The 21,326-nt window shown below is 49.4% G+C and carries 18 protein-coding genes; 10 read left to right on the top strand and 8 right to left on the bottom strand.

Features of this window, described 5'->3' with window-relative positions; all coding sequences use genetic code 11:
- Positions 1 to 23 precede the first annotated feature (23 nt).
- Positions 24 to 1,133: a YcbX family protein gene (locus ACF2G4_RS02675; protein WP_409075468.1), complete on the top strand. Its 1,110-nt coding sequence runs from the start codon at positions 24 to 26 to the stop codon at positions 1,131 to 1,133.
- A gap of 5 nt (positions 1,134 to 1,138) precedes the next feature.
- Here ACF2G4_RS02675 and ACF2G4_RS02670 read toward each other — a convergent pair whose 3' ends face one another.
- The 5 genes from ACF2G4_RS02670 to ACF2G4_RS02650 form a co-directional block, all read right to left on the bottom strand.
- The gene (locus ACF2G4_RS02670) at positions 1,139 to 1,681 is read right to left on the bottom strand and encodes a cell division protein ZapC (RefSeq protein WP_215847169.1); all 543 of its coding nucleotides are present in this window, start codon (positions 1,679 to 1,681) and stop codon (positions 1,139 to 1,141) included.
- Positions 1,682 to 1,832: 151 nt separating this feature from the next.
- Positions 1,833 to 2,843: a quinone-dependent dihydroorotate dehydrogenase gene (gene pyrD, locus ACF2G4_RS02665; protein WP_215847170.1), complete on the bottom strand. Its 1,011-nt coding sequence runs from the start codon at positions 2,841 to 2,843 to the stop codon at positions 1,833 to 1,835.
- A 120-nt stretch (positions 2,844 to 2,963) separates the two neighbouring features.
- Positions 2,964 to 3,971 (bottom strand): glycosyltransferase family 2 protein, encoded by a 1,008-nt coding sequence (locus ACF2G4_RS02660; RefSeq protein ID WP_332627524.1) that lies wholly within the window; start codon positions 3,969 to 3,971, stop codon positions 2,964 to 2,966.
- Positions 3,968 to 5,497, bottom strand: a complete 1,530-nt coding sequence (locus tag ACF2G4_RS02655) for an oligosaccharide flippase family protein (protein ID WP_332627522.1) — start codon at positions 5,495 to 5,497, stop codon at positions 3,968 to 3,970. The genes ACF2G4_RS02660 and ACF2G4_RS02655 overlap by 4 nt, the downstream gene beginning before the upstream one ends.
- Positions 5,498 to 5,584: 87 nt before the next feature.
- Positions 5,585 to 6,439, bottom strand: coding sequence for a hypothetical protein (locus tag ACF2G4_RS02650; RefSeq protein ID WP_409075467.1), 855 nt, complete (start codon positions 6,437 to 6,439; stop codon positions 5,585 to 5,587).
- Positions 6,440 to 7,176: 737 nt separating this feature from the next.
- Here ACF2G4_RS02650 and ssuE point away from each other — a divergent pair.
- From ssuE to ssuB, 5 genes are read left to right on the top strand one after another with little or no spacing between them, the layout of a single operon-like run.
- Positions 7,177 to 7,728 (top strand): NADPH-dependent FMN reductase, encoded by a 552-nt coding sequence (gene ssuE / locus ACF2G4_RS02645; protein WP_215847174.1) that lies wholly within the window; start codon positions 7,177 to 7,179, stop codon positions 7,726 to 7,728.
- A gap of 10 nt (positions 7,729 to 7,738) precedes the next feature.
- Positions 7,739 to 8,692, top strand: a complete 954-nt coding sequence (locus ACF2G4_RS02640; protein ID WP_409075466.1) for a sulfonate ABC transporter substrate-binding protein — start codon at positions 7,739 to 7,741, stop codon at positions 8,690 to 8,692.
- A gap of 11 nt (positions 8,693 to 8,703) precedes the next feature.
- Positions 8,704 to 9,852 (top strand): FMNH2-dependent alkanesulfonate monooxygenase, encoded by a 1,149-nt coding sequence (gene ssuD, locus ACF2G4_RS02635; RefSeq protein ID WP_409075465.1) that lies wholly within the window; start codon positions 8,704 to 8,706, stop codon positions 9,850 to 9,852.
- 10 nt (positions 9,853 to 9,862) lie between these two features.
- Positions 9,863 to 10,654, top strand: coding sequence for an aliphatic sulfonate ABC transporter permease SsuC (gene ssuC, locus ACF2G4_RS02630; protein WP_215847175.1), 792 nt, complete (start codon positions 9,863 to 9,865; stop codon positions 10,652 to 10,654).
- Positions 10,651 to 11,439: an aliphatic sulfonates ABC transporter ATP-binding protein gene (gene ssuB, locus ACF2G4_RS02625; protein WP_243078231.1), complete on the top strand. Its 789-nt coding sequence runs from the start codon at positions 10,651 to 10,653 to the stop codon at positions 11,437 to 11,439. Before ssuC ends, ssuB begins: the two co-directional genes overlap by 4 nt.
- 47 nt (positions 11,440 to 11,486) lie before the next feature.
- Here the strand turns inward: ssuB and pepN are convergent, their stop codons facing one another.
- Positions 11,487 to 14,102 carry an aminopeptidase N gene (gene pepN, locus ACF2G4_RS02620; RefSeq protein ID WP_409075464.1) on the bottom strand — a complete coding sequence of 872 codons (2,616 nt, stop codon included), beginning with the start codon at positions 14,100 to 14,102 and terminating at the stop codon, positions 11,487 to 11,489.
- Positions 14,103 to 14,329: 227 nt separating this feature from the next.
- Between pepN and pncB the strand changes: the two genes are divergently transcribed.
- The 4 genes from pncB to ACF2G4_RS02600 all read left to right on the top strand — a co-directional run bounded on the left by pncB (position 14,330) and on the right by ACF2G4_RS02600 (position 19,997).
- Positions 14,330 to 15,550, top strand: coding sequence for a nicotinate phosphoribosyltransferase (gene pncB, locus ACF2G4_RS02615; RefSeq protein WP_409075938.1), 1,221 nt, complete (start codon positions 14,330 to 14,332; stop codon positions 15,548 to 15,550).
- Between the two features lie 157 nt (positions 15,551 to 15,707).
- The gene (gene asnS, locus ACF2G4_RS02610; RefSeq protein WP_243078233.1) at positions 15,708 to 17,108 is read left to right on the top strand and encodes an asparagine--tRNA ligase; all 1,401 of its coding nucleotides are present in this window, start codon (positions 15,708 to 15,710) and stop codon (positions 17,106 to 17,108) included.
- Between the two features lie 301 nt (positions 17,109 to 17,409).
- Positions 17,410 to 18,585, top strand: a complete 1,176-nt coding sequence (gene ompF / locus ACF2G4_RS02605; protein ID WP_409075463.1) for a porin OmpF — start codon at positions 17,410 to 17,412, stop codon at positions 18,583 to 18,585.
- Positions 18,586 to 18,806: 221 nt separating this feature from the next.
- The gene (locus ACF2G4_RS02600; protein ID WP_409075462.1) at positions 18,807 to 19,997 is read left to right on the top strand and encodes an amino acid aminotransferase; all 1,191 of its coding nucleotides are present in this window, start codon (positions 18,807 to 18,809) and stop codon (positions 19,995 to 19,997) included.
- Positions 19,998 to 20,053: 56 nt separating this feature from the next.
- On the opposite strand, the gene ACF2G4_RS02595 is transcribed toward ACF2G4_RS02600, so the two are convergent.
- On the bottom strand, positions 20,054 to 20,683 hold the full coding sequence (locus ACF2G4_RS02595; protein ID WP_409075461.1) for an MBL fold metallo-hydrolase: 630 nt from the start codon (positions 20,681 to 20,683) through the stop codon (positions 20,054 to 20,056).
- Positions 20,684 to 20,718: 35 nt separating this feature from the next.
- Positions 20,719 to 21,270, bottom strand: coding sequence for a YcbK family protein (locus ACF2G4_RS02590; RefSeq protein ID WP_215847179.1), 552 nt, complete (start codon positions 21,268 to 21,270; stop codon positions 20,719 to 20,721).
- Positions 21,271 to 21,326: the final 56 nt, after the last annotated feature.

Genomic DNA, 21,326 nt, shown 5'->3' with positions numbered 1-21,326 from the left:
CGCCTGGTTTCAAGGAGAACACCATGATCACGCTTTCCCGCTTATTTATTCATCCTGTTAAGTCGATGCGCGGATTGCACCTCTCACACGCGCAGGTTCTGGAGAGCGGATTGGCGTTTGATCGCATCTTCATGTTGACCGAACCGAATGGCACCTTCATTACTGCGCGTCAGTATCCTGAGATGGTGCGTTTTACACCGGCAATATTACCGGATGGGCTGTTTCTACAAGCCCCGAATGGAAGCCAGTCGCTGATTTGCTTTAGTGATTTTGCCCCGCAAGAAAAACCTACCGAGGTGTGGGGCAACCATTTTACCTCACGGATTGCGCCGGATACCATTAATCAGTGGTTAAGCAGCTTCTTTCCGCGTGAGGTAGAGTTGCGCTGGATAGGCGCGCAGCCTACTCGCCGGGTCAAAAACTTCGCAACCGTGCCGCTGGGTTTCGCCGATGGCTACCCTTTCTTGCTGATCAACAGTGCTTCTTTACACGATTTGCAACAGCGATCGCCTGCCAGCGTGCGCATAGAACAATTTCGCCCCAATTTGGTGGTGAATGGTGCGGCAGCCTGGGATGAAGATAACTGGGCTGAACTGCAGGTCGGGGGCGTAACGTTTGAAGTGCCGAAACCTTGTAGCCGCTGTATTTTTACCACCGTGAGCCCAGAGAGCGGCCGCAAACATCCTGATGGCCAGCCCCTCGCCACATTACAGCGCTTCCGTAGTGCGCAAGATGGCAGCGGCGACATCGATTTTGGTCTTAACCTGGTTGCCCGCAACAGCGGCATTATTCGCGTAGGCGATGAAGTGACGGTGACAAAACGCCATACGCCGCGCGCTTATGGTGCGGGAGCCGTTGTGCAAACGCTAAAGCCGCAGCGGCAGGCAAAAGCGGAACTCACTATTGACTATCAAGGGCAACAATTTAGTGGTGACAATCAGCAGGTTCTGCTGGAGCAGCTCGAGATGCAGGGTTTCCGCATTCCCTATTCGTGTCGGGCAGGCTTGTGCGGCAGCTGTAAAATGACGTTGGTTTCAGGCGAGGTCAAAGCGTTGAAGCAGAGTGCCATTCGCAGTGATGGCACCATTTTGAGTTGTAGCTGTATTCCGGCGGGTAATATCGAACTGGCTTAACGCGATTACACCGCGCGAGCGTAGCGCGGTGCAATTTCCTGTTGCTGCGGCTGCAAACGGTCGTTCATCACCTTGATTGCATCCCCCAATACCATGCCTTTACCGGCGAGTGTTAAGGCAGGTTGCGCCAGCAGACAGAGTGCCGCGTTATCACCGTTTTCAACCACCAGCAAGCGTGCTTGCTCACCGCTGTCAGCCAACGTCACTTCCACTATTTCACCCATGGCTGGCTGCACACTTTGCTGGCAGCTGGAAAAATGCCAACTTTTAGGCATCAGCGGTTTAAGGAAGCGTGCGGCAACCAATGCATTCAATACTAGTTCGGCGCGTTGATTATGGCTTAATTCACTGTGACGACACTTCTCTTCGAAAGTGAAATAAAGCGCGGCGTCATCGACGCAAAAGCCTGATTCGTTGAATGCATCGGGTGTGAGCATTTTGCGGGAATAACGGGAACGAAAAAGCATACCGTCTGCCAGATCAAGCATCATCCGGTCATGGTCCGCGTCAAAATACCAACGCCAGTTGTCATCAGGTTTGATTTTCATGGAGTGCCCTGTAGTAAACCGCTGTGTCTAATTACGCGAAAAAGTGCGAAATAAATGACATAAGGAAAAGCTGAAAAGCGCGTAACAGGCCAAAATATAAACGAGCCGAAGGGAGAAATAAACCCCCCGGCGCTATATTGTGAGAATTGTCTTAGAGATGGGTCACGATATCTTTAATTAACCCCGGCCCTTTATAGATAAAGCCAGAATAAATTTGAACTAAGGTTGCACCGGCCGCCATTTTTTCACGTGCTGCCGTCAGGGAATCAATACCGCCAACACCAATAATCGGTAAGCTTCCTTTCAGCTCTTGTGACAGGCGTTGGATCACCGCAGTGCTGCGCGACTGCACAGGACGCCCGCTCAACCCACCCGCCTCGTCACAATATTTCAGCCCGCTGACCAGTGATCGATCAAGCGTTGTATTGGTGGCAATGACACCATCAATTTGGTGACGTATTAAACTGTCCGCAACCTGCACCAACTCCTCTTCGGAAAGATCTGGGGCAATTTTTACGGCCACTGGGACATATTTAAGGTGACGCTGCTCTAGCTCTTTTTGTTTTGCTTTAATCGCCGAAAGTAGATCATCTAACGCTTCGCCATATTGTAAAGTGCGTAAACCGGGCGTATTAGGCGAAGAGATATTAATGGCGATGTAGCCAGCATGGGCATACACCTTTTCCATGCAAATCAGATAATCGTCTTTGCCCTGCTCAACCGGCGTGTCTTTATTTTTACCAATATTAATGCCGAGGATGCCATTAAACCGCGCCTTTTTGACATTCTCTACCAGATGATCGACACCCAGATTATTAAAGCCCATGCGATTGATAATCCCTTCCGCCTGGATTAAACGAAACATACGCGGTTTATCATTACCGGCCTGTGCTCGCGGCGTTACCGTTCCCACTTCCACAAAGCCAAAGCCCATGGCCGCAAAAGCATCAATACATTCCGCATTTTTATCAAGGCCGGCTGCAAGACCCAGCGGGTTCTTGAAGGTCAATCCCATGCAAGTTACCGGACGGGAGGGCAGATTCTGGCGAATCAATGCTTCCAGCGGTGTGCCACTGATAAAACGTAATTGCTGAAAGGTAAGTTCGTGCGCGCGCTCGGGATCGAGCTTAAATAGCGCCGGACGGACGATAGGATAAAGCATGCACTCTCCTGAAGGGCGGAAGCGATCGTGAAAGTCAGTGCACGGGTAAATGTGCGCCAGAATGGTAAAGTGCTCTGGCGCAAAAGTAAATTTATCCTGTGCAACTGAATTTGATCAATATCAGCGCTTAGGTGAGTAGCGGGACAATCGATTGCGGCAAGCCTGGAGTCCCACGAAAAGCGTTGGGCAATACCATAAAAGTTTCATGCGCGGATTTTGTTGAGTGACTTTGCGTACCAGGCGTTCAACCGGTGCGCGCCAGACAGCAGGAATTTGCATAGTGTTCTTACGAATCTGACTTAAGCATCCCTGCATTATTGTTTGATAATAATCATCCAGTAATTCCTCATCGATTTCTAAACCCTGGTTTTTTAAAAAAGTTTCACTGCTTTCGCGAGCGATAAAGTAATTTTCAATCCAGGAAAAATCTCGCGTACTTTGCGACAAGGAACTTAGCAAAAAACGTTTGTAATAGTAGCTCTGGCTAGTGAGATAAATTTGGTTAGCCTGCATATAAAGCGCAAACATATAGGGCGCGTCTTCGTGATTTTGAATCGATAAAAAACCGATCGATAATCGATTAATCAGCTCGCGCGAAATAATACTGCTCCAGACCACACGATGAGCCGACTGCGATTTCATCAGTTTCATCAATGTATCACTGCCACCCGACAACAAGCCGCTGATATGACGCTGATGAATCAACTGATATTCCCGCTGATAGGCTGGCAGGTCAAAAAACATCTTTGCCCCGAAACAGAACAGCTCAATGCCTGAATGGCGAGCCTTCACGCGGCGAAAATCAGCAAACAGTTCGGTTGAAACAAAATCATCTGCGTCCATGAAATAGATGTAGTCGCCGCTTGCGGCGGCTAATCCCTTCATTCGTGCAGCACTCACTCCGCTGCGCTCGTTACGAAGCAAGGTAACGTGTGGATGGCGCGCTGCCAGATCGGTTAACCATTCAACGCTGCCATCTGTTGAACCATCATCAATAACAATGATTTCTTCAGGGGGTGAGGACTGGCGCAACAGTGACGTCATGGCTTCAGCCAACCAAGGTTTGCAATTCCAGTTCGGCACAATCACTGATACCGTAGGGCCATCGCGTGAAGTCAGCATTGTCATCCTCTTCCCTCCAGGTTAAATCTCTTGAGCAAAGGCGTTTTCAAACGCTTAATCACCAGGCTGTGCAGCAGACAACACACCGATAAATTTACCAAGCCAATCAGCCCAAGCCACAGCAGATTGATCCAACGATTTTGATTCCACTCAATGGGAAGTAACGTGCTGAGCCAGGCAATCAGTGCTGATACGGCCCAGACCATCATTACATCACGTGTTAACCAGGAAAAATGAATGCCTGGTGCAAATCGCCGATGCACCAACCATGCCCATCCTGTGAGATAGAAAACATTCTGTCCTAGCCATAACCAACCGGTGCCCAACGCGCCAAAATGGACCGCTGACCAGATATTGAGGGGAACCAACACGATGGCAAAGAAAGTGAAACCTTTCATATGCAGCTTAAGATTACCGTTCACATATTGCAGATGATAGAGCAACCCACATATTGCTTGAATACCACTTCCTAACGCATACAGGCTGAGAATAAATGACATTTCATCAACTATCTGCTGCTTCTGGGTCCATGCCCAAAGCAAGGGGCCTGCGTAAAACGCGATAGTTATACTGAGCGGTGCCATAAAGATAGAAACGGCTTGGGTGGTGTAGCGGTAGAGCTGCAAAGATTCAGTGTCGCCGCTGCCTGAACGCGTTTTCATTCCTGTCATGCGGGGCACAATAGCCTGCATAATTGGGCTACTAAGCAGTAAAATACCCGTGGCGGCTGTAGCGACAACAGTAAACGAACCGTATTCGCTCAGTGGCAGGGTTTTAGAGAGTACCAGCCGATCAATTTGCGAAATAAATGTCCATACAGCACTAGAAAACGCCGCGCTCAGCGCGAAACGTAAGAAAGGTTTCAGCACCTCTTTAAGATCTTCACGTTTCTCTTGGCGCGCTTCGCGTGGAACAAGTTGGCACGCCTTATAAATACAGCATGCGGCTTCCACCACTGAAACCAACAATTGCCAGAAAAAGAAAGTCAGGACGGGATTAGGGAAAATTTGTATGACGAGAACGGCACCGAAAGTGCGTAAGGTCGTAATGATTAAGTTAACGCCGTTCAGCCAGACTTGATGCTCAAACCCAACAATAACGCTGCGATAAGGACTGGTGCGCCAACGTATAGCTGCAGTAATCACCATAATACCCACGGCCATCACTACATCATTTGCAGGAAGATGTTTAGCATCCAGCCAATGGGTAGCAATCCACGGCGTCGCAAGCCAGCCCAGCACCACAAGCAACAACGTTGAAATCAGAAAGAACTTCGTCAGGGCAGCAAAGAGCGATGGAAACCAAACAAACTCTTTCTGGTTTGCACGATAGCGTGCAGCTTCACGCATCAATGTTGTCGAAACGCCTGCATCAAGCAATTGCAGCCACGTCAATAGAATTGAAAAAAAGCCAACTAACCCGTAGGCTTCCATTCCAAGATGTTGAATATAAAGAGGGACAACTAAAATACCAGACAGTGTCAGGTAAATCTGGCCGATATAATTAGCAATAGCATTACGTTTAATTGACATAATTTTTAATGGTGTCTGGCTTACTTTCCTGGTATGCATAAGCGTGACATAAAAATATTCGCTCGCCCAGCGGGCTAATTCTTAAAATTAAAACTGGTACTGTGGTTGTAGCTTTCTTCTCAGTTTCATTAATGTGAAAAATATGACAGGTTGTTTCAGCATTAAGTTTTCCCAATAATTTTTGGCTTTCATTTTATCGCCAAAATAATCGATTGCATGTTGAACATTAGCGGAAAGTTGACGCTGTTGTGAGCATTCGCCACGCATTAACTGCGTTAAAGCATGACGTAAATAAATTTCTCTGAAGTGATTTTTTTCAGGAATAAATTGTGTCAGTCTCGTTAACCTTTCATAGTCTGAAATAAATTGCTGGTAGGAAACAGGGTGCTTTAATCCCGTTTGGGCGTTCATTGGGGATTCATTAACAGACTGTTGTACAACCCAAACCGACTGGGTATTTAACAACCCCATCAACATGACATCCTGCAAAGTTGTTTCTTTACTAAATTCTCTTAGTTGCGCTGCGCGCAGTACCACGGCGAACAAATCATGTTGCCATAAACCTTGTTCATGTAATTTTTGAAACAAGGCAGAAGAGTTTTGTAATCCCTGCGGCAATGCATTTTTAACCAGTGAAATCAGGTAACAGTTGAGTTCTGGCAGCGTGTCACTAAGGCTAGCAATCTCTTTTAAAAGATTTTCAGGCAGCGCATACGCCTCTGGACAAATCACTATAAAATCATCGTCATCCGGCGTGCCATTAGAGAAAGTATACCCTGCGCTGCTGCTTTTATTCGCGATATATCTTCCACTGGGCAGGCTCTTTTGAAGCCAGTAGCATCCTATCGGTGACTGAGAGGCTGACAACTGTTTCGTACTCAACGTTGAAAGTAGCGTTTCATCATTATTATTGCTGTGTTGTGCATCTAAAGATTTCCCCATGATCATCTCCCTTAAGATGTGGGCGGACATTGATAAAATAAAGCGTCGCAAAATGCTCTTATTTATGAAGGCTAACTTTTCTTATCAAATTTTTAATTCAGTCAGCTTCAACTAATTATAAACAGCAACAAAATAACGAAAAGATAAATATTACTTCATTAAAGTAACAGTAATGATGCATTGTTCAGTCTTGTTTCACACTCTTTAATAGAAACAGGGAAAAATTCATCAACACTTGTTACCAAACTTAATAAGGTTAGTTTTATTTTTTTGATATTGTAATCAATCAGGCAGAAAATCGAGCGCAAAATTAAGGCAGACGTGACACATTAACGCTACTCTCTTGCTGGCAGAAATCTGTTCCGATGAGTTAACCTTGCCAGTTATCCTATTGCTATCAATGGCATTTGCGCTTTTTATGCCCTGAAATTTAGATCGTGACAACGTTTATCTTATACAGCTATTGGAATTAACGTTATTCATTAACTCAACTGATGACTAACGCACCTTAACTTATTTATTAGTTGAACGCTGAAACGCTATCATTTACCACTTTTCAGATAAAACTTAAAAAACATCAATTCGCGTCCCCCTTCATTTATATTTACCGCCCAATCCCGATTTTCAACAATCAATTGCCAGATAAATCATTTAAGACCCACCGCTTGCTCTGCCAGGATGAACGCATCAGTTCTCAACAATAGATAATCAATAACTTTTAGTTATAAGGAGTAGCGATGCGCGTTATTACGCTGGCGGGTAGCCCTCGATTTCCTTCACGTTCGACTTCTCTCCTTACGCTCTGCCAGCACAAGCTGGAAGCACGAGGTGTCGAGGTGATTCCATGGAACATCCATAACTTTCAGCCAGACGATTTGATCAATGCGCGCTTCGATGCGCCCGCTTTATTGGCACTGCGTGAAGATTTGCTGGAAGCGGATGGCTTGATTGTTGCGACACCTATTTATAAAGCCTCTTTTTCAGGTGCACTGAAAACGCTGCTTGACCTGTTGCCAGAGCGTGCGCTGGAACACAAAGTGGTTTTACCTCTCGCCAGCGGCGGCAGTCAGGGACACATGTTGGCGATGGATTACGCGCTCAAGCCGGTGCTGAATGCGCTAAAAGCGCAAGAAATTCTGCATGGCGTTTACGCAGAAGATAGCCAAATTACCCATTACGATCGTCAACCTGAACTGTATGCGCCGTTGGCTCAACGCCTTGATGAAGCCGTTGAATCATTTTGGTTGGCGCTGACACGCCACCGACATCCCGTTGCTCAGGCTGTATAAGGAAGAACAGATGAAAAGGCGTATAGGAATATGGCTCACCACCGCGCTGTTATTCGCGGGTTTGCAGACGCAGGCCGCTGAACAAGATCCGGCACAGTTTCGCGTGGGTTATCAAAAGGGATCGGTCAGCATGGTGCTGGCAAAAACGCATCGGATGTTAGAGCAACGTTTTCCTCACACTAAAATTCAGTGGGTAGAGTTTCCGGCAGGACCGCAAATGCTGGAAGCGTTGAATGTTAACAGTATTGATTTAGGCAGTACCGGCGACATTCCACCGCTGTTTGCCCAAGCTGCTGGCGCGGACTTGCTCTACGTTGGCTCAGAGCCGCCAAAGCCACAGGCAGAAGTGATTCTGGTGGCGAATAACAGCCCACTGAAAAACGTGGCCGACCTAAAAGGCAAAAAGGTCGCCTTTCAAAAAGGCTCCAGCTCGCACAATTTATTGCTGCGTGCGCTTGAGCAAGCCGGATTGAGTTTCAACGATATCCAGCCGATTTATTTGACGCCAGCCGATGCACGTGCCGCTTTTCAGCAAGGTGATGTAGACGCGTGGGCAATTTGGGATCCCTACTACTCCGCTGCGTTGCTGCAAGGGAATGTTCACGTTCTGGTCGATGGTAGCAAGCTGAGCCAAACCGGCTCCTTCTATTTGGCTACGCGTAAATTCACCGAAACGCACGGTGACTTTGTACAACACGTTTTGAAAACCTTCAGTGACGCCGATGCGTTAACCCTCAGCCAGCGCCAGCAAAGCACTGAATTACTCGCTAAAGCCATGGGCTTGCCAGAACCGGTGATTGCCAGCTACCTCAGCCATCGCCCGCCCACCACTATTACACCGGTTAGCGCTAAAACCGCTGCAGCCCAGCAGCAAACCGCTGACCTGTTTTATGCCAATCATCTGATGCAAGTAAAAGTGTCGATCAAAGATCGCATCTGGCAACCGCATGCCGTTACGCAATAAGGAGTGAAAAAATGAGCGTTTCCGTATTTTGGTTTCTGCCGACGCATGGCGATGGTCGCTATCTTGGTACTGCTGAGGGTGCTCGCCCTGTCGATCACGCTTATTTACAGCAAGTTGCGCAAGCGGCCGATCGCCTCGGCTTCGGTGGAGTGCTGATTCCCACCGGACGCTCCTGCGAAGATGCGTGGTTGGTTGCAGCCTCACTGATCCCTGTCACCCAGCGCTTGCGCTTTCTGGTGGCGCTGCGTCCGGGTGTGATCTCGCCTACTCAGGCGGCGCGTCAGGCAGCCACATTGGATCGCCTGTCAAACGGTCGTGCGCTGTTTAATCTTGTTACCGGCGGCGATCCTGAAGAGTTAGCCGGCGACGGCGTGTTCCTCGACCATCGTGAACGCTATGTTGAATCAGCGGAATTTACCCGCGTCTGGCGTCGGGTGCTCGAAGGCGAAACCGTCGACTATGAAGGCAAATACGTTAACGTACGCGGTGCGCGTCTGATGTTTAAACCGGTGCAGCAACCTCGTCCACCGCTGTGGTTTGGAGGATCGTCAGATGCTGCCCAAGACCTGGCTGCAGAACAAGTTGATGTGTATCTGACGTGGGGCGAGCCTCCCGCGCAGGTGAAAGAAAAAATTGAGCAGGTGCGTGCCAAAGCGGCGGCACAGGGCCGCAAAGTGCGCTTCGGTATTCGTTTACATGTGATTGTGCGCGAAACCAACGAAGAAGCCTGGCAGGCCGCTGATAAGCTGATCGCCAACGTGGATGACGCCACTATCGCTAAAGCTCAGGCTGCGTTCCAGCGCGCTGACTCTATCGGGCAACGTCGCATGGCAGCGCTTCATGGTGGACGTCGTGACAAGCTGGAGATCAGTCCTAACTTGTGGGCGGGTGTCGGTTTGGTTCGCAGTGGCGCAGGCACCGCGCTGGTGGGCGATGGACTAACGGTCGCTGCACGCATGAAGGAATATGAAGAGTTAGGCATCGAAACGTTCATTCTTTCTGGCTATCCACATCTGGAAGAAGCCTATCGCGTTGGCGAGTTGCTGTTCCCGCATCTCGATTTGAACGTGCCGCTGGTGCCGCAACCTCGCGTAGTACAAGCGCATGGTGAAGCGGTAGCCAATGATTTTACCCCTGAGAAAAAAGCAGCGCAGGGTTGAGGAGAGCATCATGGCGAAAGTCAGTAAACGCATATCGAATCAGCTGGTGCCGTGGCTGCTGCCCGCCCTGCTGATTGTGGTGTGGCAAATCGCGTCGCAAACCGGCTTGTTATCAACGCGCATTCTGCCGTCACCCGAAAATATTGTTATCACTTTTTACAACCTCGCCGCCAGCGGTGAGCTGTGGCAACACCTTGCTATCAGCGGCTGGCGTGCTGCCATCGGTTTTAGTATTGGTGGTTCGATTGGTTTGATACTCGGTTTGATTACCGGCACCTCGCGTACTGGTGAGCGCCTTTTAGATACTTCAGTGCAGATGTTACGTAACGTCCCGCATCTGGCGCTGATTCCGCTGGTAATTTTGTGGTTCGGTATTGATGAAGCGGCGAAAATTTTTCTGGTCGCCTTGGGCACGCTGTTCCCGATTTACCTGAATACTTATCACGGCATTCGCAATATTGATCGCGGATTAGTGGAAATGGCTCGCAGTTACGGCTTGTCAGGTTGGAGCCTGTTTATTCAGGTGATTCTGCCCGGTGCTCTGCCCAACATCATGGTTGGCGTGCGCTTCGCGCTTGGTCTGATGTGGCTGACGCTGATCGTGGCTGAAACCATTTCAGCGAACTCAGGTATCGGCTATCTGGCAATGAACGCGCGCGAATTTTTGCAAACTGATGTGGTGGTAGTCGCCATCATTCTCTATGCCCTGCTCGGTAAGCTAGCCGATGTCACTGCGCAGCTGTTAGAGCGCGTCTGGCTGCGCTGGCATCCGGCTTATCAACTGAAGGAGGAGAACGCATGAGTCATACCCTTCCCCCAGCGCGCCTCAATACCGGTACACCCGTTGGCGTCAATGCGGTCAGCAAACACTATGGCAACCGCACCATTCTGAATAACATTGATTTGCACATTCCCTCCGGCCAGTTCGTGGCGGTAGTGGGTCGCAGCGGCTGCGGTAAAAGTACGTTGCTGCGTTTGCTTGCCGGGCTGGAACAAACTTCCAGCGGACAGCTACTGGCGGGCAATGCGCCGTTACATTCGGCACGCGAAGATACACGCCTGATGTTTCAGGATGCACGCCTGCTGCCGTGGAAAAAAGTGATCGATAATGTCGGACTTGGCCTGCGTGGCCGCGAATGGCGCAGCGCAGCGATGGAAGCCCTTGAAGCTGTTGGCCTGGCTGAACGCGCCAATGATTGGCCAGCCGCCTTGTCAGGTGGTCAAAAGCAGCGTGTTGCGCTGGCGCGTGCGTTGATTCATCGACCTGGGTTGTTACTGCTGGATGAGCCGCTGGGCGCGCTGGATGCATTAACGCGTATCGAAATGCAGGGATTGATTGAATCGCTGTGGCAACAACATCACTTTACCGTGCTGCTGGTGACCCATGACGTCAGTGAAGCGGTGGCAATGGCGGATCGTGTTTTGTTGATTGAGGAAGGCCAGATTGGATTGGATTTACTGGTCGATCTGCCGCGTCCGCGCCGTCGTGGTTCTGCGCGACTGGCTGAACTGGAGGCGGAAGTGCTGGATCGTGTAATGCGACGTGGGGAGAGCGATCAACCGGTACGTTACGCTCAGCAGCGCTAAAAAACGGCGGGTTTATGCACGTAATGGCAAAACCCGCCGTTTCATTATCAGGCGTTCAACGCTTTGTCGATCTTCTCGTACAGATCGCCAGAAAGCTTATCCAACCCTTTCAGCTGCTCCAGCGCCTTGCGCATCAGCGCCTGGCGATCGGCGTCGTAACGTTTCAGACGAATCAACGGTTCTATCATGCGCGCCGCGACCTGTGGATTGCGAGTATTAAGATCAATCAGCATTTCCGTCAGGAACTGATAACCGCTGCCATCTTTATTATGGAAAGCCGACGGATTGCCTGAAGCGAAGGCGCCAATCAAGGCACGAATACGGTTTGGGTTGCCCATCGTGAATGACCGATGCTGCAACAGCGCGCGCACTTTCGTCAAAACATCCGCCGCTGGACTGGTGGCTTGCAGCATGAACCACTTGTCCATCACCAAACCATCATGATGCCAGCGCTCGTCGTAAGCCGCTAACAGCGCTTCGCGACAAGGTAACTGCGCCGACACGGCAGCAGACAACGCAGCCAGCGAATCAGTCATATTGGTGGCCTGCTGATATTGTGCCTGAACCAGCTTATCCGCCAGTTCCACCTCGCTAAAGGCGAGATAATTCAGGCAGACATTTTTCAGCGTACGCTGACCGATAGCTGCGTGTTCAATTCGGTATTCACTTTGCTGATTCGCGTTGTATACCGCAAAGAACTCATCGGCCAACTCTTTCGCCAGCGTGCGCTGCAGCGCTTCACGCACCACGGTAATCGCCTGAGGATCAATGACCTCAAATAGCTCAGCGATTTCATTTTCACTGGGTAGCGACAGAATCAGCGCCGTCAGCGCCGGATCGGCGTGAGTATCAAGCAGCACCGCGCGGAAAGCATCAGCCACATGCAGCGGCAGCGACAGCGGCTGGCCTTGCTGGTGACGCGACACATTCAGGCGAATGTAAGTAGCGAGCAAGCTTTGCGCAGCATCCCAGCGAGAAAAATCATTACGCGCATGGCGCATCAGAAACGTCAGTTGCGCATCACTCCATTTGTAATCGAGCTTCACGGGCGCAGAGAATTCTCGCAGCAGCGACGGCACTGGCTGGAAGTAGACGTTATCAAAAATAAAAGTCTGGAACTCTTCAGTGATGTTCAACACGTTATGCACCGGATAACCATTGTGCTGCAACGGAATCACTTTACCTTCGCTATCGTAGAGTTCGATATCGAGTGGAATGTGCAGCGGCAGCTTCTCTTTTTGATCGGCGGTTGCTGGCGTGTGTTGCGTAACGTGAAGGGTGTATTGTTCCATTTCTGGATTGTAATCGTCGCGTACCGTCAGCACCGGCGTACCCGACTGGCTGTACCAGCGGCGGAACTGCGACAAATCGACATTGGATGCATCTTCCATTGCCTGCACGAAGTCATCGCACGTTGCTGCGCTGCCATCATGACGATCAAAATAGAGCTGCATGCCTTTCTGGAAATTTTCTTCGCCCAGCAAGGTGTGCATCATACGGATCACCTCTGAACCCTTTTCATACACCGTTAAGGTGTAGAAGTTGTTCATTTCGATCACTTGCTCAGGACGAATCGGATGCGCCATTGGGCTGGCATCTTCAGCAAACTGCGCACCACGCATAATGCGCACATTGTCGATGCGGTTTACCGCGCGTGAGCCGAGATCAGAGCTGAACTCTTGATCGCGGAAGACGGTTAAGCCCTCTTTGAGGCTCAGCTGGAACCAGTCGCGGCAGGTTACGCGGTTGCCGGTCCAGTTATGGAAATATTCGTGGCCAATCACCGCCTCAATGCCGAGATAATCTTTATCGGTCGCGGTTTCTGCTTTGGCTAAAACATATTTGGAGTTGAAGACATTCAGCCCCTTGTTCTCCATTGCGCCCATGTTGAAGAAATCCACTGCGACGATCATAAAGATGTCGAGGTCATATTCGAGACCAAAGCGTTCCTCATCCCATTTCATGCTGTTTTTCAACGAGGTCATCGCCCAGTCAGCGCGATCAAGGTTGCCGCGATCAACGAAGATCTCCAGCGCAACATCACGACCTGAACGGGTTTTGAAACTGTCGCGCAGCACGTCGAAATCACCTGCCACCAGCGCAAACAGATAACAGGGTTTTGGGAAGGGATCTTGCCATTTTACCCAATGACGACCTTGTGCATCACGTCCGCTGTCAACGCGGTTGCCATTTGACAGCAGGAACGGATAACGCTCGCCATCAGCAATAATGGTGGTAGTGAAACGCGCCAGCACATCTGGGCGATCGAGATACCAGGTAATATGTCGGAAACCTTCCGCTTCACATTGGGTGCAGAGTGCTTCGCCTGATTTGTACAATCCTTCCAGCGCAGTATTTTGGTCAGGATGAATATCATTGATGATTTTCAGCGTGAAACTTTCAGGCAGCTGATTGAGCACCAATACGCCTTCATCTTCATGATATGCGGTCCACGGTTGCCCATTCACTTCAAGCGCAATCAGCGTAAGCGATTCGCCATCCAGACGCAGTTCAGCCTGGCTGTCACCCAAACGTTTTACCTGGCTGATCGCCGTCACGCGCGTGGTGGTGGCATCCAGCTCAAACGTCAGATCGATATCGGTGATGGTGTAATCTGGCGCACGGTAATCGTGGCGATTTTTAATTTGTGGCTGTTGCGTCATATTCCGTCTCGCATTGTTATAGGTTTACCGCCAAAGTCTAAGCTTGTTACTACAAGCTTGCCACGCACAATGCACGCATTGGCAAAAATCGCTACAATTCATTAACAATGGCACAGATTAGTCTCGACCTGCAGCCTTGAAATATGCTGTGATTGGCCTCAGTTACTGATTTATACTTTTGCGTCTTTATGACTTTTATCACACCGGGCTCTGCGCCACCGAACAGGATGCTGAAACGCGCCATGACAGGACATGCTTCCCCGATACTGACCTCATTGCTGGATACCGATGCGTATAAGCTCCATATGCAGCAAGCGGTTTTCCACCGCTATCATGACATAACGGTGGCGGCCGAGTTTCGCTGCCGTGGTGACGAACTGCTGGGTTTTTACGCTGATGAGATCCGTGAAGCGATTAACGCAATGCAGGCGCTAACGCTCAGCGATGATGAATATGCCTGGCTGGCTAGCCTTCCCTTCTTCCAGACCGACTATCTCGACTGGCTGCGAAATTTCCGCTACAACCCCGCTCAGGTCGAGGTGCGTAATCATCACGGCAAACTGGATATTCGTATTCAGGGCGCATGGCGCGAAGTGATTATGTGGGAAGTGCCGCTGTTGGCGTTGATCAGTGAAGTGGTACATCATCATCGCACCCCGCAAATCGGCACACAGCAGGCTGTCGATCATTTACATATTAAGCTGGATGCGTTTAAACAGCAGGTTTCTGACCTGGATATGTCACGTTTCCATCTAATGGATTTCGGCACCCGCCGTCGCTATTCGCAAGATGTTCAGCAATCCATCGTCAGTACTCTCAAGCAAGATTTCCCTTGGCTGGTAGGCACCAGCAATTACGATTTGGCGCGTCGTCTGGATTTGACGCCGGTTGGCACGCAAGCACATGAATGGTTCCAGGCATTTCAACAAATCAGTCCGGTTTTGGCTAACAGCCAGCGTGCGGCTCTGCAAGCATGGCTCGATGAGTATGATGGCCAGTTGGGAATAGCCCTGACCGATTGCATCGCCATGGACGCCTTCTTGCGCGATTTTGGTCTGACATTCGCTCGCCTTTATCAGGGATTGCGCCATGACTCAGGCGATCCCGTTAAATGGGGTGAAAAAGCGATTGCCCATTATCAAAAACTGGGTATTGATCCGCAAAGCAAAACGTTGGTCTTCTCAGATAACCTTAATCTGGATAAAGCACTGGCGCTGTATCGCCATTTTGGCCAACGCGCCAATGTGGTATTTGGGATTGGTACTCGCCTGACATGTGATATTCCTGGCGTGACACCGCTCAATATCGTGATCAAGTTAGTGGAGTGCAACGGTAAACCGGTTGCCAAACTTTCTGATAGTCCGGGCAAAACCATTTGTCAGGATAAAGCCTTCGTCAGAGCCTTAAGAAAAGCCTTCGATTTGCCGCTGGTGAAAAAAGCCAGTTAAGCGTCCTCTTATCGGGGCGTTGATCCGCCCCACTTCTGCTGTAATAAATCTGCATTCCCCCGGAATTTTGCTTGTTTCCTGTTTAGCCGCAAGTAACATAGCAAAACCCCGGATGGGGCAACTTTTTTACTCACTTCTTCTATATAGAGAGATATTTATGAGCGTAGTGCCTGTAGCGGATGTATTGCACGGTCGCGTCGCGGTTGACAGTGAAGTCACCGTACGTGGTTGGGTGCGTACCCGCAGAGATTCAAAAGCCGGTCTTTCCTTCATCGCCGTTTATGACGGTTCCTGCTTTAATCCCGTTCAGGCTGTCGTCAATAATTCTCTGAATAATTATGAGAATGAAGTGCTGCGTCTGACCACAGGTTGTTCCGTGATTGTTACCGGAACCGTTGTGGCTTCCCCAGGCCAAGGCCAGGCATTTGAGATTCAGGCGACCAAACTTGAGGTAGTGGGCTGGGTTGAAGATCCAGACAGCTACCCCATGGCGGCTAAACGTCACAGTATCGAATACCTGCGTGAAGTCGCGCACTTGCGTCCGCGCACCAATCTGATTGGTGCCGTTGCGCGTGTTCGTCATACGCTGGCTCAGGCGCTGCATCGCTTCTTCCATGAAAATGGTTATTTTTGGGTGTCGACACCGCTGATTACGGCTTCCGATACTGAAGGCGCAGGCGAAATGTTCCGCGTCTCTACGTTGGATATGGAAAACCTACCGCGTGACGATCAAGGCAAAGTTGACTTCAGCGAAGACTTTTTTGGCAAAGAAGCTTTCCTGACCGTATCAGGTCAGTTGAACGGCGAAACCTATGCTAGCGCGCTGTCAAAAATTTATACGTTTGGTCCGACCTTTCGTGCCGAAAACTCTAACACTAGCCGCCATCTGGCTGAGTTTTGGATGTTGGAGCCAGAAATCGCCTTTGCTTCACTTGATGATGCAGCGGCATTAGCAGAATCCATGCTTAAGTACGTGTTTAAAGCCGTCTTAGACGAGCGTGCTGATGATATGGCGTTCTTTGCTGAGCGTGTTGATAAAGATGCCGTAGATCGCTTACAGCGCTTCATCACCACTGATTTTGCTCAGGTCGACTATACCGACGCCGTCAATATTCTGATGAGCTGTGGTGAAACTTTCGAGAACCCGGTTTCATGGGGTATCGATCTCTCTTCCGAACACGAACGCTATTTGGCTGAGAAACATTTTAAAGCGCCAGTTGTAGTGAAAAACTATCCGAAAGATATTAAAGCGTTCTATATGCGCCTTAACGATGACGGTAAAACTGTTGCGGCTATGGATGTTCTGGCACCGGGTATTGGTGAAATCATTGGCGGTTCACAGCGTGAAGAGCGTCTCGATGTGTTAGACGCACGTCTGGAAGAAATGGGTCTGAATAAAGAAGATTATTGGTGGTATCGTGACCTACGTCGCTACGGTACGGTTCCACATTCAGGTTTCGGATTAGGTTTCGAACGTTTAATCGCTTATGTCACCGGCGTACAAAATGTAAGAGACGTGATCGCGTTCCCACGTACTCCACGTAACGCGAGTTTCTAAGATTCTGCATTAATTATAAGAAATTCATATATATAAAGAGGTCGGCATCGCCGGCCTTTTTTTATTTTTGTAAATTTAGAGTTCCCTCACAAAGTTCCCCTAATTTTACATTTTGTAATACATACTTTCTTTCTGAAACAAGAATACGAGATTAGTAGCATTTTCGAGGTAGAATTACCGTCGGTGTGATGGAAAGATGCGTGCAGACACAGGAAGACACCAAACTTCTTTCAAGGTTCCCGTAAAGGTTTCTTGACGGCAGTGGCAGGTGTACGAATAACTCCAATGAGGGTAATAAATAATGATGAAGCGCAACATTCTTGCAGTGGTTATTCCAGCTCTGTTAGCTGCTGGTGCAGCAAATGCAGCAGAAATTTATAATAAAGACGGCAACAAACTGGATCTGTACGGTAAAGCTGTTGGTTTGCATTACTTCTCTGACAACGACGGCAACGACGGCGACAACACCTATGTTCGCTTCGGTTTCAAAGGTGAAACTCAGATTAATGACCAACTGACCGGTTTCGGCCAGTGGGAATACAACGTTCAGGCTAACAACTCTGAAGGCGCTGACGCACAAGACGGTAACAGAACCCGTCTGGGCTTTGCTGGTCTGAAATTCGGCGATGCTGGCTCAATCGACTACGGCCGTAACTACGGTGTGGTTTACGATGCAATCGGCTGGACCGATATGCTGCCAGAGTTCGGTGGCGACTCAGGATACTCAGATAACTTCATGAACGGTCGTAGCACCGGTCTGTTGACCTACCGCAACACCAACTTCTTTGGTCTGGTTGATGGTTGGGACTTCGCTGTTCAGTATCAGGGTAAAAACGACCGTAGCGACACCCGTCGTGCGAACGGCGACGGCTGGGGCGTGTCAACCTCTTATACCTCACCAATTGGTCTGGGTATCGTAGGAGCTTATAGCAGCAGCGATCGTACCAATGACCAAGCAGCAGGCGCACAAACAACCTATACTGGCGGTACTGGCACAGCAGCGACTACTACTGACGTTACCGGTGAAGGCGCGGGAAAACGTGCTGAAAACTGGGCAACCGCTATCAAGTATGATGCGAACAATATTTACCTGGCAGCGATGTATGGTGAAACCCGCAATTCAACGCCTATTTCTGCATCTGGAAACGGTACTTTCGTAGCTGGTAACGGACAGACTTACACTGCCGCTTCGATTTCTGGCTTCGCTAATAAAGCGCAGAACTTTGAATTAGTTGCACAGTACCAGTTCGATTTCGGTCTGCGTCCGTCCATTGCCTATGTTCAGTCTAAAGGCAAAGACATTGAAGGCGTTGGCGATGCTGATATCGTTAAATATATCGATGTGGGCGCAACCTACTACTTCAACAAAAACATGTCTACCTATGTGGACTATCAGATCAACCAGCTGGACGACAACAATCCATTGGGTCTGGCTACAGACGACACCGTCGCTCTGGGTCTGGTATACCAGTTCTAAGTTGAACTCAGAATTGCAAAAACGGAGCTTCGGCTCCGTTTTTTTATGTCTACTCTCTGCTCTTTCTTTACCTCGCTTATCACGTTTATTATTAGAATCTTAAATACTCTTATCCCTGATCGTTAAATTGTGAATTTATCTCGCAAACGGTTGGCTTTTGCTCTGCTCAGCGCTAACCTGAGAGCTCATTTTGCTAAAGTTCACGCTACTGGACCTGACTCATGTTTGAATCGATCTCTGCTGCACCCGCTGATCCTATTCTTGGACTGGCCGATCTGTTCCGCGCTGATGACCGCCCCCATAAAATTAATCTTGGTATTGGCGTCTACAAAGATGAAACCGGCAAAACGCCTGTTCTGACTAGCGTTAAAAAAGCCGAACAGTATCTGCTTGAGAATGAAACCACTAAAAACTATCTCAGCATTGATGGTTTGGCCGATTTCGCGCGCTGCACGCAGGAATTGCTGTTTGGCAAAGAGAATGCATTGATCACCTCAGGCCGCGCGCGTACTGCACAAACGCCTGGCGGTACAGGCGCACTACGTGTAGCCGCAGATTTCCTTTCAACCCAAACCGCGGTGAAACGTATTTGGGTTAGCAATCCAAGCTGGCCGAACCATAAAAATGTGTTCAATGCTGCAGGCCTGGAAGTGTGTGAATACCACTATTACGATGCTGAAAACCACCAGCTGGATTTCGACGGTATGCTGGCATCCCTTAAAGAAGCCAAAGCGGGTGACGTAGTCCTGTTTCACGGCTGCTGTCACAACCCAACCGGTATCGATCCTACTGCAGAACAATGGCAGCAGCTGGCACAGCTTTCACATGCTAACGGTTGGCTGCCGCTGTTCGATTTTGCCTATCAGGGTTTCGCGCGTGGCCTGGATGAAGATGCTGAAGGTTTGCGCATTTTTGCGGCTTCACATCAGGAGCTGATTGTTGCTAGCTCCTATTCGAAAAACTTCGGATTATACAATGAGCGCGTAGGGGCAATTACGCTGGTAGCAGCCGACGCTGCCGTGGCTGATACTACATTCAGCCAGGTTAAATATACTATTCGCTCCAACTATTCGAATCCACCCGCACACGGTGCTGCTGTTGTAGCGACCATTCTTGATAACGATGCTTTACGTACTATCTGGGAACAAGAGCTTTCAGATATGCGTCAACGTATTCAACGTATGCGCCATTTGTTTGTAAATACCCTGGCGGAGAAAGGTGCTCAGCGCGACTTTAGCTTTATCATCAAGCAGAACGGCATGTTTTCTTTCAGCGGACTGACTAAAGACCAGGTTATTCGCCTGCGCGAAGAGTTCGGGGTTTACGCCGTGAATTCAGGCCGAGTGAACGTAGCAGGCATGACACCAGATAATATGTCAGCGTTGTGTGAGGCGATTGTGGCTGTACTTTAAGCAGAATTAGCGTCATAAAAAATGGGCCAAATGGCCCATTTTTTATTGCAGAAACGTTATTGCAGGAAAGGATTGCTCAGACGTTCTCTTCCCAACGTTGACGTCGCGCCATGCCCTGGCACAAATTCAACATCATCGCCTAATGGCAGCAATTTTGATTTAATTGCCTCGATCAGATGCTGGTGATTTCCCTGCGGGAAATCAGTGCGACCCACGCCACCATTAAAGATCACATCCCCTGAGATCAGTAATCGTCCAACACGATCAAAAAAGACGATGTGTCCTGGCGTATGGCCGGGGCAATGTAAAATATCCAGCGTCACTAAACCTACCTGCACGCTGTCACCCTCTTCCAGCCATCGATCGGGCGTAAAGGCAGCACAATCGTCCAGGCCGAACATACGGCTTTGCAGCGGTAACGACGCCAACAGGAAGGCATCCAGTTTTTGTGGTCCAATAATCGGAGCCGAGTAAAACGCTGCCAGTTCAACCGCCGCGCCTACGTGATCCAGATGCCCATGCGTTAACAAGATCTGCGCAGGCTTTAAATTAAGCTGTTCAAGCGTTTGCTTGAGGGTAGATGCATCGCCACCCGGATCGACCAGCGCCGCTTCGCGCGTGGTTTCACACCAGATAACAGAGCAGTTCTGTGCAAACGCAGTAACAGGAATAATGTGGTATTTCATAACGCTCCATGACCGACACACGCAGCGTTGCCGGTTTACGACCAGTGCCTGACCGGCCCGGTATCAATGTGCACAAAGTTGCTGCGTGGGTAATATCCTACACCACCAGCGCGCATTGTTAATGCCGCTTTGCGTACATTGCTTAGCGCAATGCCTTCAATATGGAAATCCATCGCCTGGCCTTTGGTGTGGTAGCTATGTTTGGCTACACCCGGCCCGCTTTCACGCAACATATTGTTCGTTGATAAAGAACGATAGCCGGAAATCAGCTGAACCGGTTTACGCGTTTCCAGCAGTGCCTGCAGACGGAAAATTTGATCAAACAGATGGGGATCAATGCTTTTTACTTTGTTAGCGCGGAAATCGCGAAAGAAATGGTTCAAGCGCGATAACTCATCCTTGTCGTAACTTTTCCCGTTGAAAAACTCAGTTTTCAACGTTTCGCCAGTGTGCAGATTGTTGAGCGTCAATACACGTGGACGAGAAGTTGAAAGTGAGGCCCTTGCGGATGTCGGCAACAATGCCAGACCTGCGGCTGCGCTTCCGCAAAGCAGTAATTTACGACGAAAAGAATCAATATTAGACATGTAACGTGTTACCTGAGAGTGAAAGCTTAGAAATGTGCAAAAAGCGCACAAGGCCG

This window comes from Pantoea phytostimulans (assembly GCF_046118715.1).
GTDB lineage: Bacteria > Pseudomonadota > Gammaproteobacteria > Enterobacterales > Enterobacteriaceae > Pantoea > Pantoea phytostimulans.
The sequence above is the reverse complement of the archived record's forward strand: the minus strand, read 5'-3'. Positions and strand labels throughout refer to the sequence as shown.

Coding starts and splice junctions, on each gene's coding strand:
- ssuB (WP_243078231.1), top strand. CDS start 10,651: ATGAGTCATACCCTTCCCCCAGCGCGCCTCAATACCGGTACACCCGTT.
- ACF2G4_RS02655 (WP_332627522.1), bottom strand. CDS start 5,497: ATGTCAATTAAACGTAATGCTATTGCTAATTATATCGGCCAGATTTAC.
- ssuE (WP_215847174.1), top strand. CDS start 7,177: ATGCGCGTTATTACGCTGGCGGGTAGCCCTCGATTTCCTTCACGTTCG.
- pyrD (WP_215847170.1), bottom strand. CDS start 2,843: ATGCTTTATCCTATCGTCCGTCCGGCGCTATTTAAGCTCGATCCCGAG.
- ACF2G4_RS02670 (WP_215847169.1), bottom strand. CDS start 1,681: ATGAAAATCAAACCTGATGACAACTGGCGTTGGTATTTTGACGCGGAC.
- ACF2G4_RS02600 (WP_409075462.1), top strand. CDS start 18,807: ATGTTTGAATCGATCTCTGCTGCACCCGCTGATCCTATTCTTGGACTG.
- pncB (WP_409075938.1), top strand. CDS start 14,330: ATGCTGAAACGCGCCATGACAGGACATGCTTCCCCGATACTGACCTCA.
- ssuD (WP_409075465.1), top strand. CDS start 8,704: ATGAGCGTTTCCGTATTTTGGTTTCTGCCGACGCATGGCGATGGTCGC.
- ACF2G4_RS02660 (WP_332627524.1), bottom strand. CDS start 3,971: ATGACAATGCTGACTTCACGCGATGGCCCTACGGTATCAGTGATTGTG.
- ACF2G4_RS02590 (WP_215847179.1), bottom strand. CDS start 21,270: ATGTCTAATATTGATTCTTTTCGTCGTAAATTACTGCTTTGCGGAAGC.
- ACF2G4_RS02595 (WP_409075461.1), bottom strand. CDS start 20,683: ATGAAATACCACATTATTCCTGTTACTGCGTTTGCACAGAACTGCTCT.
- ACF2G4_RS02675 (WP_409075468.1), top strand. CDS start 24: ATGATCACGCTTTCCCGCTTATTTATTCATCCTGTTAAGTCGATGCGC.
- ssuC (WP_215847175.1), top strand. CDS start 9,863: ATGGCGAAAGTCAGTAAACGCATATCGAATCAGCTGGTGCCGTGGCTG.
- asnS (WP_243078233.1), top strand. CDS start 15,708: ATGAGCGTAGTGCCTGTAGCGGATGTATTGCACGGTCGCGTCGCGGTT.
- ompF (WP_409075463.1), top strand. CDS start 17,410: ATGATGAAGCGCAACATTCTTGCAGTGGTTATTCCAGCTCTGTTAGCT.
- pepN (WP_409075464.1), bottom strand. CDS start 14,102: ATGACGCAACAGCCACAAATTAAAAATCGCCACGATTACCGTGCGCCA.
- ACF2G4_RS02650 (WP_409075467.1), bottom strand. CDS start 6,439: ATGGGGAAATCTTTAGATGCACAACACAGCAATAATAATGATGAAACG.
- ACF2G4_RS02640 (WP_409075466.1), top strand. CDS start 7,739: ATGAAAAGGCGTATAGGAATATGGCTCACCACCGCGCTGTTATTCGCG.